Raw genomic sequence first — 13,492 nt, 5'->3', positions numbered from 1 at the left:
TCCCGGTCCCGCAAAACCTCGATTCTCCCCGGCCCTGCAAAATGCACGAATCAGTTAGCCAGGCGAGCGCCGCCGAGGTTGCCACTCAATTCATAGGCCGCCAATTCCGCCTGATGGGCCGCCAGAATCTCCGGCAGGGAACCACGCAGGTATTCCACCCAGGTCTTGATCTTGGCATCCAGGTACTGGCGCGATGGGTAGATGGCGTACAGGTTCAGCTCCTGGGAGCGGTAGTTGGGCATCATCCGCACCAGCGTTCCGTTGCGCAGGCCTTCGATGGCCGCGTACACCGGCAACAAACCCGCACCCATGCCGCTGGTGATCGCGGTTTTCATTGCATCGGCCGAATTCACCAGGAAGGGCGAGGTGTTGATGGCCACGCTTTCCTGGCCTTGCGGACCGTTGAAGGACCATTTGTCCAGTTGAATCACCGGGCTCACCAGGCGCAGGCAGGCGTGGTTGAGCAAATCACTGGGCCGTTGCGCGCAGCCGTTGGCTTTGACGTAGGCCGGTGAGGCACAGACGATGCTGTAGGTGATTCCCAGGCGCTGGGACACAAACCCTGAGTCCGGCAGCTCGCTGGCGAGTACGATGGACACGTCGTAACCCTCTTCGAGCAAATCCGGCACGCGGTTGGCCAGGGTCAGGTCGAAGGTCACGTCCGGGTGGGTGCGGCGATAGCGCGCAATGGCGTCGATGACGAAGTGCTGGCCGATGCCGGTCATGGTGTGCACTTTCAGCTGCCCGGCAGGCCGTGCGTGAGCGTCGCTGGCCTCGGCTTCAGCTTCCTCGACATAGGCCAGGATCTGTTCGCAGCGCAACAGATAGCGCTTGCCGGCCTCCGTCAGGGCGATGCGGCGGGTGGTGCGGTTAAGCAAGCGGGTTTGCAGATGGGCCTCCAGATTGGAGACCGCGCGCGAGACGTTGGCGGTAGTGGTGTCCAGTTGCACGGCGGCGGCGGTGAAGCTGCCTGCTTCGGCCACGCAACTAAAGGCGCGCATATTTTGCAAAGTGTCCATGGGGTGCTCTCTGGGAGATGGCAAATTGTGACACGAAGTCTTTATTTTTCAGAGTAAATAAGCGGCTGCCAATGGATTATCGCCTGAACTGTAACAAAGATTCACAAGAATCCCAGCTTATCGCCACCCAGCCCACCCCCTAGAATTGCATCACCTTCCCCCGCAAGACCACCTCAGGAATTTTCAGCAGTGCCGCGTCGCATCAGCAGAGAGCTGAAGACTCTCAGTGTTTGGGCCCTATCGTTAGCAATCAGCGGCTGTATCGGTACCGCAGGCATCGCCCCCCAAGGTAAAAGCCTCGCCGCCAATACCCTGGCCACCGACGAGGCGATCAAAAGTGCTGCCCAGGATGCCCACTGGCCCACTGCGAAATGGTGGCAGGCTTACAGCGACCCACAACTGAGCCATTGGATCGATCTCGCCGTGCAAGGCAGCCCGAGTTTGGCCATGGCGGCGGCCCGGGTCCGTGAAGCCCGGGCGATGGCCGGGGTTGTCGAGTCCGCCGAGTCGTTGCAGGTCAACGGTGATGCCACCCTCAAGCGCCACAGTTGGCCCAGTGATCAGTTCTATGGCCCAGGCAAGCTGGACAACGCCACCACCTGGGACAACAACGCCGCCCTGGGCTTGAGCTATGCCCTCGATTTGTGGGGCCGGGAAAGCAACGCCACCGAACGCGCCGTGGACCTGGCCCATATGAGCGCCGCCGAGGCACGCCAGGCCGAGCTGGAGTTGCAGAGCAATGTGGTACGCGCCTATATCCAATTGTCGTTGCACTATGCTCAGCGCGATATCGTCATCGCGACCCTGGCCCAACAACAGCAGATTCTCGACCTGGCGCAAAAGCGCCTGGCCGGCGGCATCGGCACCCACTTTGAAGTCAGCCAGGCCGAGACTCCCTTGCCGGAAACTCATCGGCAACTGGACGCCCTCGATGAGGAAATCGCCCTGAGTCGTAACCAGCTTGCTGCTTTAGCGGGCAAGGGCCCGGGGGAAGGCGCGACGTTACAGCGCCCGACCTTGTCCCTTGGTGCTCCGTTGACGTTGCCATCGACGCTGCCGGCCGAACTGCTCGGCCAGCGCCCGGACGTGGTCGCCAGCCGCTGGCGAGTGGCGGCCCAAGCCCGTGGTATCGATGTGGCCCATGCGGGCTTCTATCCCAACGTCGACCTGGTGGGCAGCCTTGGCTACGTCGCCACCGGCGGCGGGATGCTGGGGTTCCTGACCGGCAAGAAGCTCAACTACAGCGTCGGTCCGGCCATCACCTTACCGATCTTCGATGGCGGTCGCCTGCGCTCGCAACTGGGGGAGGCCAGTGCCGGCTATGACATTGCCGTCGCCCAGTACAACCAGACCCTGGTCAATGCCCTCAAAGGCATCAGTGACCAATTGATTCGCCGTGAATCCATGGACAAGCAGCAGGCCTTCGCCGCCGAGTCGGTGGCCTCGGCACAGAAAACCTACGACATCGCGATGATCGCCTACCAACGCGGCCTCACCGACTACCTCAATGTGCTGAATGCCCAGAGCCTGCTGTTCCGTCAGCAGCAGGTCGAGCAACACGTCCAGGCCACCCGCCTGAGCACCCATGCCGAACTGGTAACAGCCTTGGGCGGCGGCCTGGGCGCTGGCAACGATGTACCTGCGGCCGACAAGACGTTACCGAGCAAGACCCCGACGGCCCTGGCCGTCTTCGATCACTGAGTAGGACGTCATGACTTCCTTGCCTGCACCGCTGCGCTGGCTGCATTCACTTGAGTGGCGCCGTGGCTTTTTTGACTGGGCACGCAGTGATGGCGTGACCTGGGTCTACATCTTCAAGGTGCTGATTGCCGGGTTCCTGACCCTGTGGCTGGCCATGCGCCTGGAGTTGCCACAACCGCGCACCGCGATGATCACTGTGTTTATCGTCATGCAGCCCCAAAGCGGCCAAGTGTTCGCCAAGAGTTTCTATCGCTTCCTCGGCACTTTGGCCGGCTCGGCGGTGATGGTGTTCTTGATCGCCTTGTTTGCACAGAACACCGAGTTGTTCCTTGGCTCACTGGCGATTTGGGTAGGCCTGTGCACGGCCGGTGCCGCGCGCTATCGCAACTTTCGCGCCTATGGTTTTGTGCTGGCCGGCTACACGGCGGCAATGGTCGGCTTGCCGGCCTTGGCCCACCCGGACGGGGCCTTTATGGCGGCAGTGTGGCGGGTACTGGAAATCTCCCTGGGGATTCTCTGTGCCACGGTGGTCAGCGCCGCGGTCCTGCCGCAAAGCGCCAGCGCGGCCATGCGTAATGCCTTGTACCAGCGCTTCGGGACGTTCGCGCTGTTTGTCACCGATGGGCTGCGAGGACGTAGCCCGCGCGAAGGGTTTGAACGCAGCAATGTGCGGTTTATCGCCGAAGCCGTGGGCCTGGAAGGGCTGCGCAGCGTTACGGTGTTCGAAGACCCACATATGCGTCGGCGCAATGGTCGCCTCAGCCGGTTGAACAGTGAATTCATGGGCATCACTACGCGCTTCAATGCCTTGCACCAATTGCTGGAACGTTTGCGCAGCCACGAGGCTGACCATGTGGTGGGGGCCATCAAGCCGGGCCTGCAAGACCTGACCGAGTTGCTCGATAACTTCAGTGGTCGTGCTCTCACCAGCCCTGATGCCGAGCGCCTCGTCAGCCTACTGGCAGCCTACAAGGAAGGCTTGCCCACCAAGGTGCGCAGCCTGCGGGCGCGGTTCCAGGAAAGTGCCCCAAGCGATGCTGAACAACTGGATTTTCATACCGCCTATGAGCTGTTGTATCGCTTCGTCGATGACCTGCACAATTATGCACAGACCCACGCATCCCTGGCCGAGCACAGCCATGAACGCGAACTGTGGGACGAACCTTTCACCCCCAAAGCCAATTGGCTGGCCTGTGCCGCCTCGGGGATCCGCGCGACCTTCATCCTGGTGATACTGGGCAGCTACTGGGTGGCGACGGCCTGGCCCAGCGGTGCCACCATGACCTTGATCGCGGCGGCCACCGTGGGGCTGTCGGCTGCCACGCCGAACCCCAAACGCATGGCGTTCCAGATGGCCTGCGGCACCTTGATCGGCGCGTTGGTGGGGTTTGTCGAGATGTTCTTCGTCTTCCCTTTGATCGACGGTTTTCCACTGTTGTGCGTGATGCTCGCGCCGGTGATCGTACTGGGTGCATTCCTCTCCTCGCGGCCCAAATATGCGGGTGTCGGCCTGGGCCTGCTGATTTTCTTCAGCACCGGCTCGGTGCCGGACAACTTGACGGTCTACAACCCCTACACCTTTATCAACGACTACATCGCCATGATCATCGGTATGTTGGTGTGTGCGGCAGCAGGCGCGATCATCCTGCCGCCCAACAGCCGCTGGTTGTGGCGCCGCCTGGAGCAGGACCTGCGTGAACAAGTGGTCTACGCCATCAGCGGCAAACTCAAGGGCCTGGCCTCACGCCTTGAAAGCCGCACGCGGGATTTGCTGCACCAGGCTTACGGCCTGGCCGCCGGCCAACCGCAAGTGCAGCGTGATCTGTTGCGCTGGATGTTCGTGGTGCTGGAAGTCGGCCACGCCATTATTGAGCTGCGTAAGGAGCAGGCCATTCTGCCGGTACACCCGGCGTACGCCGAATCCCAGCCCTGGCGCCAGGCGATCCGGGTGATGGGCCGTTCCCTGGTGCGGCTGTTCCTGCAACCCAGTGCCAGCAACCTGGAGCGTGGCCTGAGCGCCGTGGACCACGCCATCAGCCAGGTCCAGGCCACCGACGAACCCTTCGCCCCGCATTTCGATACCTCGGCCCTGCGCCGGGTGAAAAGCTACCTGCACTTTATCCGCACGTCCTTGCTGGACCCGCAATCGCCCCTGGCCGCTCTCAACCCATCCGGACCCGCTCATGCCTCGTGAAATCGCTTTCCACGGCATCTATATGCCGACCATGACCCTGATGTTTTTCATCGCGGCGGGATTGGCCTGGGCCCTGGATCGCTTTCTGGCCGGCTTTGACCTGTACCGTTTTTTCTGGCACCCGGCGCTGCTGCGCCTGAGCCTGTTCACCTGTCTTTTCGGCGCCCTGGCGCTGACTGTCTACCGTTGAGAATGCCCTGATGAAAAAGTTTTTCAGCCTGCTCGCAACCCTGCTGGTGCTGGCCCTGGCGATCTGGATTGGCCGCACGTTGTGGGTGCATTACATGCAAACCCCCTGGACCCGGGATGGTCGGGTGCGCGCCGACATCATCAATGTGGCCGCTGACGTCACCGGCGAGGTGGTGAATGTCCCGGTGCGCGACAACCAATTGGTGAAAAAGGGTGACCTGCTGATGCAGATCGACCCCGAGCACTACCGGATCGCCGTGAAGCAGGCACAGTCGCTGGTAGCGTCCCGCAAAGCTACCTGGGAGATGCGCAAGGTCAATGCCCATCGCCGTGCCGATCTTGATGCGCTGGTGATCTCCAGGGAAAACCGCGACGACGCCAGCAATATTGCCGATTCAGCCCTGGCCGACTACCAACACGCGCGGGCACAACTTGAAGCGGCCGAGCTGAATCTCAAGCGCACGCAAGTGCTGGCGGCGGTGGATGGCTACGTCACCAACCTCAACGTGCATCGTGGCGACTACGCACGCATCGGTGAAGCGAAGATGGCGGTGGTGGATATGAATTCGTTCTGGGTCTATGGCTTCTTCGAAGAAACCAAGCTACCCCACGTGAAAGTCGGTGATAAAGCCGACATGCAACTGATGAGCGGCGAAACCCTCAAGGGCCACGTGGAAAGCATCTCCCGTGGCATCTACGACCGTGACAACCCCGAGAGCCGAGAACTGATTGCCGATGTGAACCCGACCTTCAACTGGGTGCGCCTGGCCCAGCGGGTGCCGGTGCGGATTCACATTGATGAAGTACCGGAGGGGGTGCTGTTGGCAGCGGGGATTACCTGCACGGTGATCGTCAAGCAGGCACAGAACTAGTCTGATCGTTCCCACGCTCCGCGTGGGAATGCAGCCCGTGACGCTCTGCGTCACACCTTGCACAAGGCTTGAGTCGTGCGCGACTGGCGGGACGCGGAGCGTCCCAAGAGGCATTCCCACGCGGAGCATGGGAACGAGCGGGGCGGCGAGATGCTAGAGTTACAACCCTTTATCCAGTCCAAAACGCTTCTTCAGTACTGTCTCCAACAACCCCTTGGGCAACAACGTCGCCATCCACGGCAACGCTCGGCTGCCGTTACCCGAGCGCAACAGCCGCGGTGGTGTGTGCTGTTGCACGGCCTTGAGCACATCGGCGGCAAATTCTCGAGCTGGTGTCGGCTTGTCCTGGGATGCTTTCGCCCGCGCTCGGATGCTGTCGCGCAGCGGCCACCAGGGCGACTGTTCGCTGATCAGCAACTCAGCCTGGGCCCCGGCGTTTTTTGCAAAGTGGGTGTCGATGGCGCCCGGCTGGACTTCCATCACCCGCACGCCAAACGGTGCCAGCTCCATGCGCAGGGCATCGCTCAAGGCATGTACGGCGGCCTTTGAGGCGCAGTAGGCGCCGGCAAACGGCGTCACCAGCACACCGGAAACGCTGCCGATATTCACCACCAGACCCTTGTGGCGGCGCAGGACGGGGAACAGTGCCTGGGTCACGCCGACGATGGAAAACACATTGGTCTCGAACTGCTGCTGCATCGCCTGGGTGCCACCATCGAGCAACGGGCCCATGGCGCCGTAACCTGCGTTGTTGATCAGCACATCCAGCTCGCCGACTTGTTCTGCCAATGTCTTGAGTGCAGCACCGTCGTTGACGTCCAGTTGCACGGCGGTAAACCGGCCGTGACCAATGCCGTGACATCTTCGGCGCGACGGGCGGTGGCCCATACGTCATAACCGGCGGTTTTGAAGGCGTCGGCCAGTGCACGGCCAATGCCGCTGGAGCAACCGGTGATGAGTACGTTGGGCATGTATCAGTCCTTTGTCGTTATTTAATCGGAGAAACTGCCTTGCAAATACTCGGCGCGAAACTCCAGGGTTTGCGGGCGATAGCCGGGGCGTAGCGGCGGGACTGGCAGGCAGTCGTCCCAGACGCCGCCGGCCTGTAACTCGCCAGGGCCGCGATAGCGCGGGGCGGTGTAGACATTGTCGGCCAGGTTGATCGTGTCGCCTGGCGCATAGGCAGCGAGGCGCCAGCGCAATTCGGTCAGGGGCACGTCGTTGCCGTTGTGCAGTTTGAGTTGCAAGGGGCGGTCTGCCGGACATTGCCCGGGCGCGTAGCTGATGCGCAACTCCAACTGTGCCAATTGCCGGGCTTCGCGGTTATCCGACCACACCACCCAGAGCGCCACCAGCCCCAGGCCGGCCAGTGCCGCCAGGGACACGGGCAAGGCCTTGGCCGGATAGCGCAGCAGCAGGACCAGCCAGGTGATGATCAGTAAAACGCCGAAGAACATATGACAGCCTCGCGGATGAATGAACCATCGTACCTGTGGGTGGATTAACGAGCAAAAGAGGGGGAACGATCAGCCCCGCCCAACTGGCTGCGGATAGGGGATGCCGTCGGCTGGATGGGGGTTTCTTGTGCGACTCTAGTTATTGTGCGGTGGTTTCACCGACCCCCGCGTTCAATCAGCGTTGAGCGGCCGTAGATATCTTCAAACCGCTCGATATCGTCTTCGCCCAAATAGCTGCCCGACTGCACCTCAATGATCTCCAATGGGATCTTCCCAGGGTTACGCAAACGGTGCACCGAGGCGATCGGGATGTAGGTGGACTGGTTTTCCGTGAGAAGAAACACGTTCTCGCCACAGGTCACTTCGGCGGTGCCGCTGATCACGATCCAGTGTTCGGCGCGATGGTGGTGCATCTGCAACGACAGGCACGCCCCCGGCTTGACCGAGATATGCTTGACCTGAAAACGCTCGCCCATGCCCACCGAGTCGTAGGAGCCCCACGGACGATAGACTTCGTAGTGGTCCTGGGTCTCGCTACGGCCCTGTTCGTTGAGGGTATTGACCATCTGCTTGACGCCCTGGACCTTGTCCTTGTGGGCGATCATCATCGCGTCCTTGGTTTGCACTACCACGATGTTGTCCAGGCCGATCACCGACACCAATTTGTCGTTGCCATGGATCATGCAGTTGCGACTGTCCTGGATCACTACGTCGCCCTTGGTGACATTACCGTTGACGTCTTTTTTATTGGCCTCCCACAGCGATGCCCAGCAACCCACATCGCTCCAGCCGGCGTTCAACGGCACCACGCAGGCGCGTTGGGTTTTTTCCATCACTGCGTAGTCGATGGAGTTGTCCGGGCAGCAGGCGAAGGTGGCTTCGTCCAGAATCACGGTCTCGGCGGTTTGCTCGCTGCGTTCGAGGGTCAGCAGGCAGGTGTCGTAGATGTCCGGGTCGTATTTTTTCAGTTCTTCGAGAAAGCGGCTGGCGCGGAACAGGAACATGCCGCTGTTCCAAAAATAGCCACCATTGTTGACGAACTCGGTGGCGCGTTTCTCATCGGGCTTCTCGACGAACTGCGACACTCGGCTCACGCCTTCGGGCAGCAGCGAATCGTTGGTCGACTTGATGTAGCCATAGCCGGTTTCGGGCCGGGTAGCCGGTACGCCGAACAGCACCATCTCGCCACGCTCGGCCGCCACGGTGGCCAGGGCCAGGGCGTGTTGCAAGGCTTTCTGATCGTCCAGGACGTGGTCGGCTGGCAGCACCAGCATCAACTCGTCACGTCCTTCATTGACCAGCATCATCGCGGTCAACGCCACGGCCGGTGCGGTGTTGCGGCCAAAGGGCTCCATCAGGATGCGCAGGCTATCCAGGTTGAGGGCGCTCAGTTGCTCGTTGACGATGAAGCGGTGGTCCTTGTTGCAGACCACGATAGGCGCGTCCATGCCCTCGAACACCAGGCGTTCGAGGGTTTGTTGAAACAGGGTGTGTTCGCCGCTCAGCGCCAGGAACTGCTTGGGAAACTGTTTGCGGGAAAGCGGCCAAAGACGTGAGCCATTACCACCGCAAAGGATGACTGGAATCATGGGGGATCTCCTGGAGTGGGGCAGTTCAGCGGCAAGCTGCAATCCACAAGTTAAAAGCTGTTCACTTGCAGCTTTGGCTCACGCGATCAGCGCGCTCCAGCGCAACTGGTTTCACCTCGCCGACTTTCTGGTTGCCATCGTACAACGCCCGGCTGACTTTCACCGGGTTGATCTCGCGTACCGGCTTGTTTGAGCTGTGCGACCCACTTGGGGTCGGCGTCGCCGATTTCGTTGTTCACGGGTAGATAACGTTCAGGAAACTCCCAGATCAGTACCTGCGGCGGGCTGTTCTTGAAGTCATCACTTTCCAGGTAATTAAGCATTGGCAGGATCGGGCCGTGACCGTCTTTGGAATGGTTGATGACATCGCTGCCCAAGGCTTGCTTGAGGGCGCCGACAAAATTCCAGTTGGGGTTGGCGCTGTAACTGGTGCCCACCAGAGTCACGGGTATTTCGTTGTTGGCGAACAAGGTGTTGTCACCGTCAGTCTTGGTTTGTACGGTATGGGTCACGCGTTTTTGCAGGGGCTCCTTGGGCGGCATCAGGTTTTCGAACAGTGGGTCCAGCGGCAGGAACAGGCGCAGGTCGCCCTTATGCGGGGAGGTGTTCTCGGCCTCGGTGACAAAGCGCTGCGGCTTGCCGCTAAGCGGTGTCTTGGCGGCGATGGTATTGGCCAGTTGCCTGGCGGCGACTTCCGCGCCATCCGGGGTCCAGTGGGAGTCGGTGCGCAGGAACACTTGCTGGCCGTGGAGCTTGGCCTGTTGCAGCGGGCCCAAAAGGTCCGGAGCGATGATGTTTTCGGCCGCCACACGGGTGTGAAAGTCCTGATAGAGACCGGCATGAATACTTGCCGGGCGAACCTCGCCCAGATGCTCCGGATACAGGCGCACCTTGGCCGGCACGATGGCCATCACCAGTTGAATGCCCCGGGCCTTGAGCTTCTGGCGCACACCTTCAACCAGTGCATAGTTGCCTTGCAGGTTCTGGTCTTCGTTGACGGTCGGGTTGAACTCTTCGTCGCTGTACAACCAATAGTCGCGACCCAGCACCACGCCGGTACGGCCTTCGTTGAACAGCTTGTAGTCCAGGGCCGCCCAGAGGTTGGTGCCCAGGCGCTTGATCGGGAACGCGTCGTCGTAGTGAGTCTCGACGGCCTTGGCCCACCGACCATTCAACACCGTCGCATCAGCGTTGGTGTTGAAGCCAAAGAAACTGCGCAGCGACCAAGCGCCCAAGGCGAGCAGCAAGGCCATGAACAGGCTGATATAGAGGACGCGTAATGAACGGGTCATGGTCGGCTCCCTCAAAACTGGAAGTAAAGGAACGGCGAGAAACTCTGCGCCGATAATTTGAAAATCGAGGCCACGAACAGCAGCAGCACCGCTGCACGCATGGCGTAGCGGGGCCAGTCGGCAGCCCAGTAGGCTGGTTGTACGGCGGCGTCAGTGCCCACGGTGAAGCCTGGCTCGTGGATGCTGCCTGGGTTGTCGCCGGGTACGGCCTTGATCAGGCTTGGGTCGGCAGGCTTGGCTTTTTCCCCTGGCCGATTGTGGTAGAAATCCCGTAGGCCGAAGAACGCCAGTGTTGCGTACGCCACTACCAGGGTTGCCACTTGCAGGCCGGTGAGGTTGGCGCGGTTGAGTTCCGACAGCGACCACTCGCCAAAGCTGAACATCGCACCGTACATACGACCGGCGACGTGCAGGTTTTCGGCGCGGAAAATCACCCAGCCCATCACCACCAACAGGAACGTCAGTGCCCAACGGATCGGGTTGAAGCGGCGTGGTGAGGTATTGAGGCCGATGGCTTTTTCAATCGCCAACCACATGCCGTGCCAGGCACCCCAGACGATGTAGGTGATATTGGCGCCATGCCACAGCCCGCCAAGCAACATGGTCAGGAACAGGTTGCGGTAAGTGGCCAACGTGCCTTTGCGGTTGCCGCCCAGGGTGATGTACAGATAATCGCGCAACCAAGTGGACAGGCTGATATGCCAACGCCGCCAGAACTCGGTGATCGACTGGCTGATGTACGGCTGCTTGAAATTTTCCATGAAGCGAAAACCCATCATCAGGCCCAGGCCGATGGCCATGTCGCTGTAGCCGGAGAAGTCGAAATACAGCTGCGCGGTATACGCCAGTGCGCCGAGCCAGGCATCACCCGTGGTGGGGGTTTGCAGGGCGAAGCAATGGTCAGCCACCACCGCCAGGGTGTCGGCGATGAAGACTTTCTTGATGAAGCCCTGCATGAACCGCGTGCAACCCTCGGAGAACTTGTCGAGGGTGTGGGAGCGGTTGTTGAATTGGTCGGCCAGGTCGCGAAAGCGCAACACCGGGCCGGCAATCAGGTGCGGGAAGATCGCCACGAACGCCGCAAAGTCGACCAGGTTGCGTGTCGCAGGCGTGTCGCCGCGGTACACGTCGATGATGTAGCTGATGGACTCGAAGATGTAGAACGAGATGCCGATTGGCAACAGTACGTGAGTCAGGATGAACGGCTCCAGGCCCGCCGACTGCATCATCAGGTTGATGCTGTCGACGCCAAAGTTGGCGTACTTGAAGTAGCCGAGGATGCACAGGTCAACCGCCACACCCAGCAGTAGCCAGCGCTGGGCCGGCTTGGTGCGTATGCCCGCCGCACCGACCTTGAGGCCGATCCAGTAATTCCACAGGGTGACGGCGACGAACAGCGCCAGGAAGTCCACCCGCCACCAGGCGTAGAACACGTAGCTGGCAAGCAGCAGCAGTAGATTGCGATAGCGTTGCCCGCTCAAATAGTACAAACCGAGAAAGATCGGCAAGAACAGAAACAGGAACACATTGGACGAGAAAACCATCCCGATCTCTCCATGTTTAACCAACAGTCAACCCCCCCATGAAAAACCGGAGAGGTCCATATGAGCGTTTCCACGCTTTGCGTGGCAACGCTTCTTGTGACGCTCTGCATCACGCTTTGGGACGCTGAGCGTCCTGTGCTGCATTCCCACGCAGAGCGTGGGAACGATCATCGATGCTTGCTCTGGATCACGGCCGGCCTCATCTGGGCGGGCTTGCCTTCGCAGCTGTTGTCCAACAACGACATCATTTGGCGGTAGATGGTTTCCTGGTCGAGGCAATACAGCGGCGAGAACTCCCAGGTGTAGCCGGCGGGGTTGGTGGCGAATTCGGTGCGTAGATTTTCCTGAGCCTGGGAAATACAGTGCTGCGCACGACGATGGTGTGAAGGGTGGTTTTGCCCTGCAGGACAAGATGCCTGCACCCACTTGGCTATAAGAGATAGCAATAAAAACTTATCGCTTGCCCTCATTAAACTGCGGAGGGTTAGACCATGAAGCCAAAGTTGATGTAGCAACTGTTCGCTGCTCTTTGGCTAAATCGTTGCCGGTGGTATGAGCGGCGCGTGAGGGACATAGTTCCTGGCCGCTCATCCTGTTTATTGAGATTTATTGAAGTATTAGAAAAGATGGCACTGGTACTAAATTAATGGCACTTACTGTTTGAATGAGTAGTTGTGGTGGGTTAGCGAGAGGTATGGTTTTGTGCCACTACTGTTTTAAGTAAAGGGTGCCACTACGCAAAAGACCCCTCGTCCCTACAGGCTCGACGGATTACTGCGGTGCGTGATCGCGCAGGAACACCAAATTGTCCGGTTTGGACTGCTGCGCATTGAAGCGGTAGCCCTGTGCATCAAACTGCTTGAGCTGGGCCGGGTCATTGATGCGCTCTTCAATCACAAAGCGACTCATCATGCCGCGGGCTTTCTTGGCATAGAAGCTGATGATCTTGTACTGGCCGTTTTTCAGATCCTTGAACTCGGTGTTAATGATCCGTGCGTTCAGGGCTGGGCGCTTGACGGCCGAGAAGTACTCGTTGGACGCCAGGTTGAGCAGCACGTCATCGCCTTGCTCGGCCAGTGCTTCATTGAGCCACTCGCTGATACGGGTGCCCCAGAAGGCGTACAGGTCCTTGCCCCGGGCATTCGCCAACCTGGTGCCCATCTCCAGCCGGTACGGCATCATCAAGTCCAGCGGGCGCAGCAGGCCATACAGGCCGGAGAGCATGCGCAGGTGGTCCTGGGCGTAGGTGAAATCGGCGTCCTTGAAGGTCTCTGCGTTCAGCCCGGTATAGACGTCGCCCTTGAATGCCAGCAGCGCCGGCTTCGCGTTGGCGGGGGTGAAGGCTGGGGTCCAGCTGCCAAAGCGTGCGGCGTTAAGGCCGCCGATCTTGTCGGAGACGTGCATCAGCTCGCTGATTTGCGCCGGGCTCAGCTCGCGCAATTGTTCGATCAGCTCCTGGGAGTGGTCGAGGTACTGCGGCTGGGTGAAGCGCGGGGTTGCCGGCGGGGTCTCGAAATCGAGGGTTTTGGCGGGGGAAATCACCATCAGCATGAAGTCGTCTCCTGTAATCGTGGGGGGATTCTAGGGGGTTGGGAGGTTTGACTCCACCTATGATGGTGATAGAGGGCTGTGGCG

At 60.2% G+C, this 13,492-nt stretch carries 10 protein-coding genes and 3 pseudogenes; 4 read left to right on the top strand and 9 right to left on the bottom strand.

What is annotated here, in order from left to right:
• Positions 1-50: 50 nt before the first annotated feature.
• Positions 51-1,019 (bottom strand): LysR family transcriptional regulator, encoded by a 969-nt coding sequence (locus GIR22_RS16165; protein ID WP_154744304.1) that lies wholly within the window; start codon positions 1,017-1,019, stop codon positions 51-53.
• A 189-nt stretch (positions 1,020-1,208) separates the two neighbouring features.
• On the opposite strand from GIR22_RS16165, the gene GIR22_RS16160 reads away from it, so the two are divergent.
• Genes GIR22_RS16160 through GIR22_RS16145 form a run of 4 tightly spaced genes read left to right on the top strand, consistent with a single transcriptional unit; the run spans position 1,209 to position 5,975 of the window.
• Positions 1,209-2,720, top strand: coding sequence for an efflux transporter outer membrane subunit (locus tag GIR22_RS16160; protein WP_178122298.1), 1,512 nt, complete (start codon positions 1,209-1,211; stop codon positions 2,718-2,720).
• Between the two features lie 10 nt (positions 2,721-2,730).
• Positions 2,731-4,914, top strand: coding sequence for an FUSC family protein (locus tag GIR22_RS16155; RefSeq protein ID WP_154744303.1), 2,184 nt, complete (start codon positions 2,731-2,733; stop codon positions 4,912-4,914).
• Positions 4,904-5,104 carry a DUF1656 domain-containing protein gene (locus tag GIR22_RS16150; RefSeq protein ID WP_154744302.1) on the top strand — a complete coding sequence of 67 codons (201 nt, stop codon included), beginning with the start codon at positions 4,904-4,906 and terminating at the stop codon, positions 5,102-5,104. The genes GIR22_RS16155 and GIR22_RS16150 overlap by 11 nt, the downstream gene beginning before the upstream one ends.
• Before the next feature lie 10 nt (positions 5,105-5,114).
• Positions 5,115-5,975, top strand: coding sequence for an efflux RND transporter periplasmic adaptor subunit (locus tag GIR22_RS16145; protein WP_154744301.1), 861 nt, complete (start codon positions 5,115-5,117; stop codon positions 5,973-5,975).
• A 159-nt stretch (positions 5,976-6,134) separates the two neighbouring features.
• Here GIR22_RS16145 and GIR22_RS16140 read toward each other — a convergent pair.
• The 8 genes and pseudogenes from GIR22_RS16140 to yaaA form a co-directional block, all read right to left on the bottom strand.
• Positions 6,135-6,946: pseudogene (locus GIR22_RS16140) on the bottom strand (SDR family oxidoreductase).
• A gap of 21 nt (positions 6,947-6,967) precedes the next feature.
• A complete protein-coding gene (locus GIR22_RS16135; RefSeq protein ID WP_154744300.1) occupies positions 6,968-7,432 on the bottom strand; it encodes a multidrug transporter in 465 nt (154 codons plus the stop codon).
• A 155-nt stretch (positions 7,433-7,587) separates the two neighbouring features.
• Positions 7,588-9,021 carry a mannose-1-phosphate guanylyltransferase/mannose-6-phosphate isomerase gene (locus GIR22_RS16130; RefSeq protein WP_154744299.1) on the bottom strand — a complete coding sequence of 478 codons (1,434 nt, stop codon included), beginning with the start codon at positions 9,019-9,021 and terminating at the stop codon, positions 7,588-7,590.
• Between the two features lie 85 nt (positions 9,022-9,106).
• A pseudogene (locus tag GIR22_RS26670) lies at positions 9,107-9,199 on the bottom strand (alginate O-acetyltransferase AlgF); the annotation flags it as partial.
• 85 nt (positions 9,200-9,284) lie between these two features.
• Positions 9,285-10,274: pseudogene (locus GIR22_RS16125) on the bottom strand (alginate O-acetyltransferase); the annotation flags it as partial.
• Between the two features lie 50 nt (positions 10,275-10,324).
• Positions 10,325-11,857: an MBOAT family O-acyltransferase gene (locus GIR22_RS16120; RefSeq protein ID WP_154744297.1), complete on the bottom strand. Its 1,533-nt coding sequence runs from the start codon at positions 11,855-11,857 to the stop codon at positions 10,325-10,327.
• A 167-nt stretch (positions 11,858-12,024) separates the two neighbouring features.
• Entirely contained in the window at positions 12,025-12,303 is a 279-nt protein-coding gene (locus GIR22_RS16115) for an alginate O-acetyltransferase AlgX-related protein (RefSeq protein ID WP_154744296.1), read from the bottom strand.
• A 325-nt stretch (positions 12,304-12,628) separates the two neighbouring features.
• The gene (yaaA, locus tag GIR22_RS16110; protein WP_154744295.1) at positions 12,629-13,408 is read right to left on the bottom strand and encodes a peroxide stress protein YaaA; all 780 of its coding nucleotides are present in this window, start codon (positions 13,406-13,408) and stop codon (positions 12,629-12,631) included.
• Between the last annotated feature and the right edge of the window lie 84 nt (positions 13,409-13,492).

Source organism: Pseudomonas karstica, assembly GCF_009707515.1.
Taxonomy (GTDB): Bacteria; Pseudomonadota; Gammaproteobacteria; order Pseudomonadales; family Pseudomonadaceae; genus Aquipseudomonas; species Aquipseudomonas karstica.
Note: the sequence above shows the minus strand (reverse complement) of the source record. Positions and strands in the feature narration are given on the sequence as shown.

Excerpts from the sequence above, each read along its gene's own strand:
- GIR22_RS16150 (WP_154744302.1), top strand. The coding sequence starts at position 4,904 with ATGCCTCGTGAAATCGCTTTCCACGGCATCTATATGCCGACCATGACC.
- GIR22_RS16120 (WP_154744297.1), bottom strand. The coding sequence starts at position 11,857 with ATGGTTTTCTCGTCCAATGTGTTCCTGTTTCTGTTCTTGCCGATCTTT.
- GIR22_RS16165 (WP_154744304.1), bottom strand. The coding sequence starts at position 1,019 with ATGGACACTTTGCAAAATATGCGCGCCTTTAGTTGCGTGGCCGAAGCA.
- yaaA (WP_154744295.1), bottom strand. The coding sequence starts at position 13,408 with ATGCTGATGGTGATTTCCCCCGCCAAAACCCTCGATTTCGAGACCCCG.
- GIR22_RS16130 (WP_154744299.1), bottom strand. The coding sequence starts at position 9,021 with ATGATTCCAGTCATCCTTTGCGGTGGTAATGGCTCACGTCTTTGGCCG.
- GIR22_RS16135 (WP_154744300.1), bottom strand. The coding sequence starts at position 7,432 with ATGTTCTTCGGCGTTTTACTGATCATCACCTGGCTGGTCCTGCTGCTG.
- GIR22_RS16155 (WP_154744303.1), top strand. The coding sequence starts at position 2,731 with ATGACTTCCTTGCCTGCACCGCTGCGCTGGCTGCATTCACTTGAGTGG.
- GIR22_RS16145 (WP_154744301.1), top strand. The coding sequence starts at position 5,115 with ATGAAAAAGTTTTTCAGCCTGCTCGCAACCCTGCTGGTGCTGGCCCTG.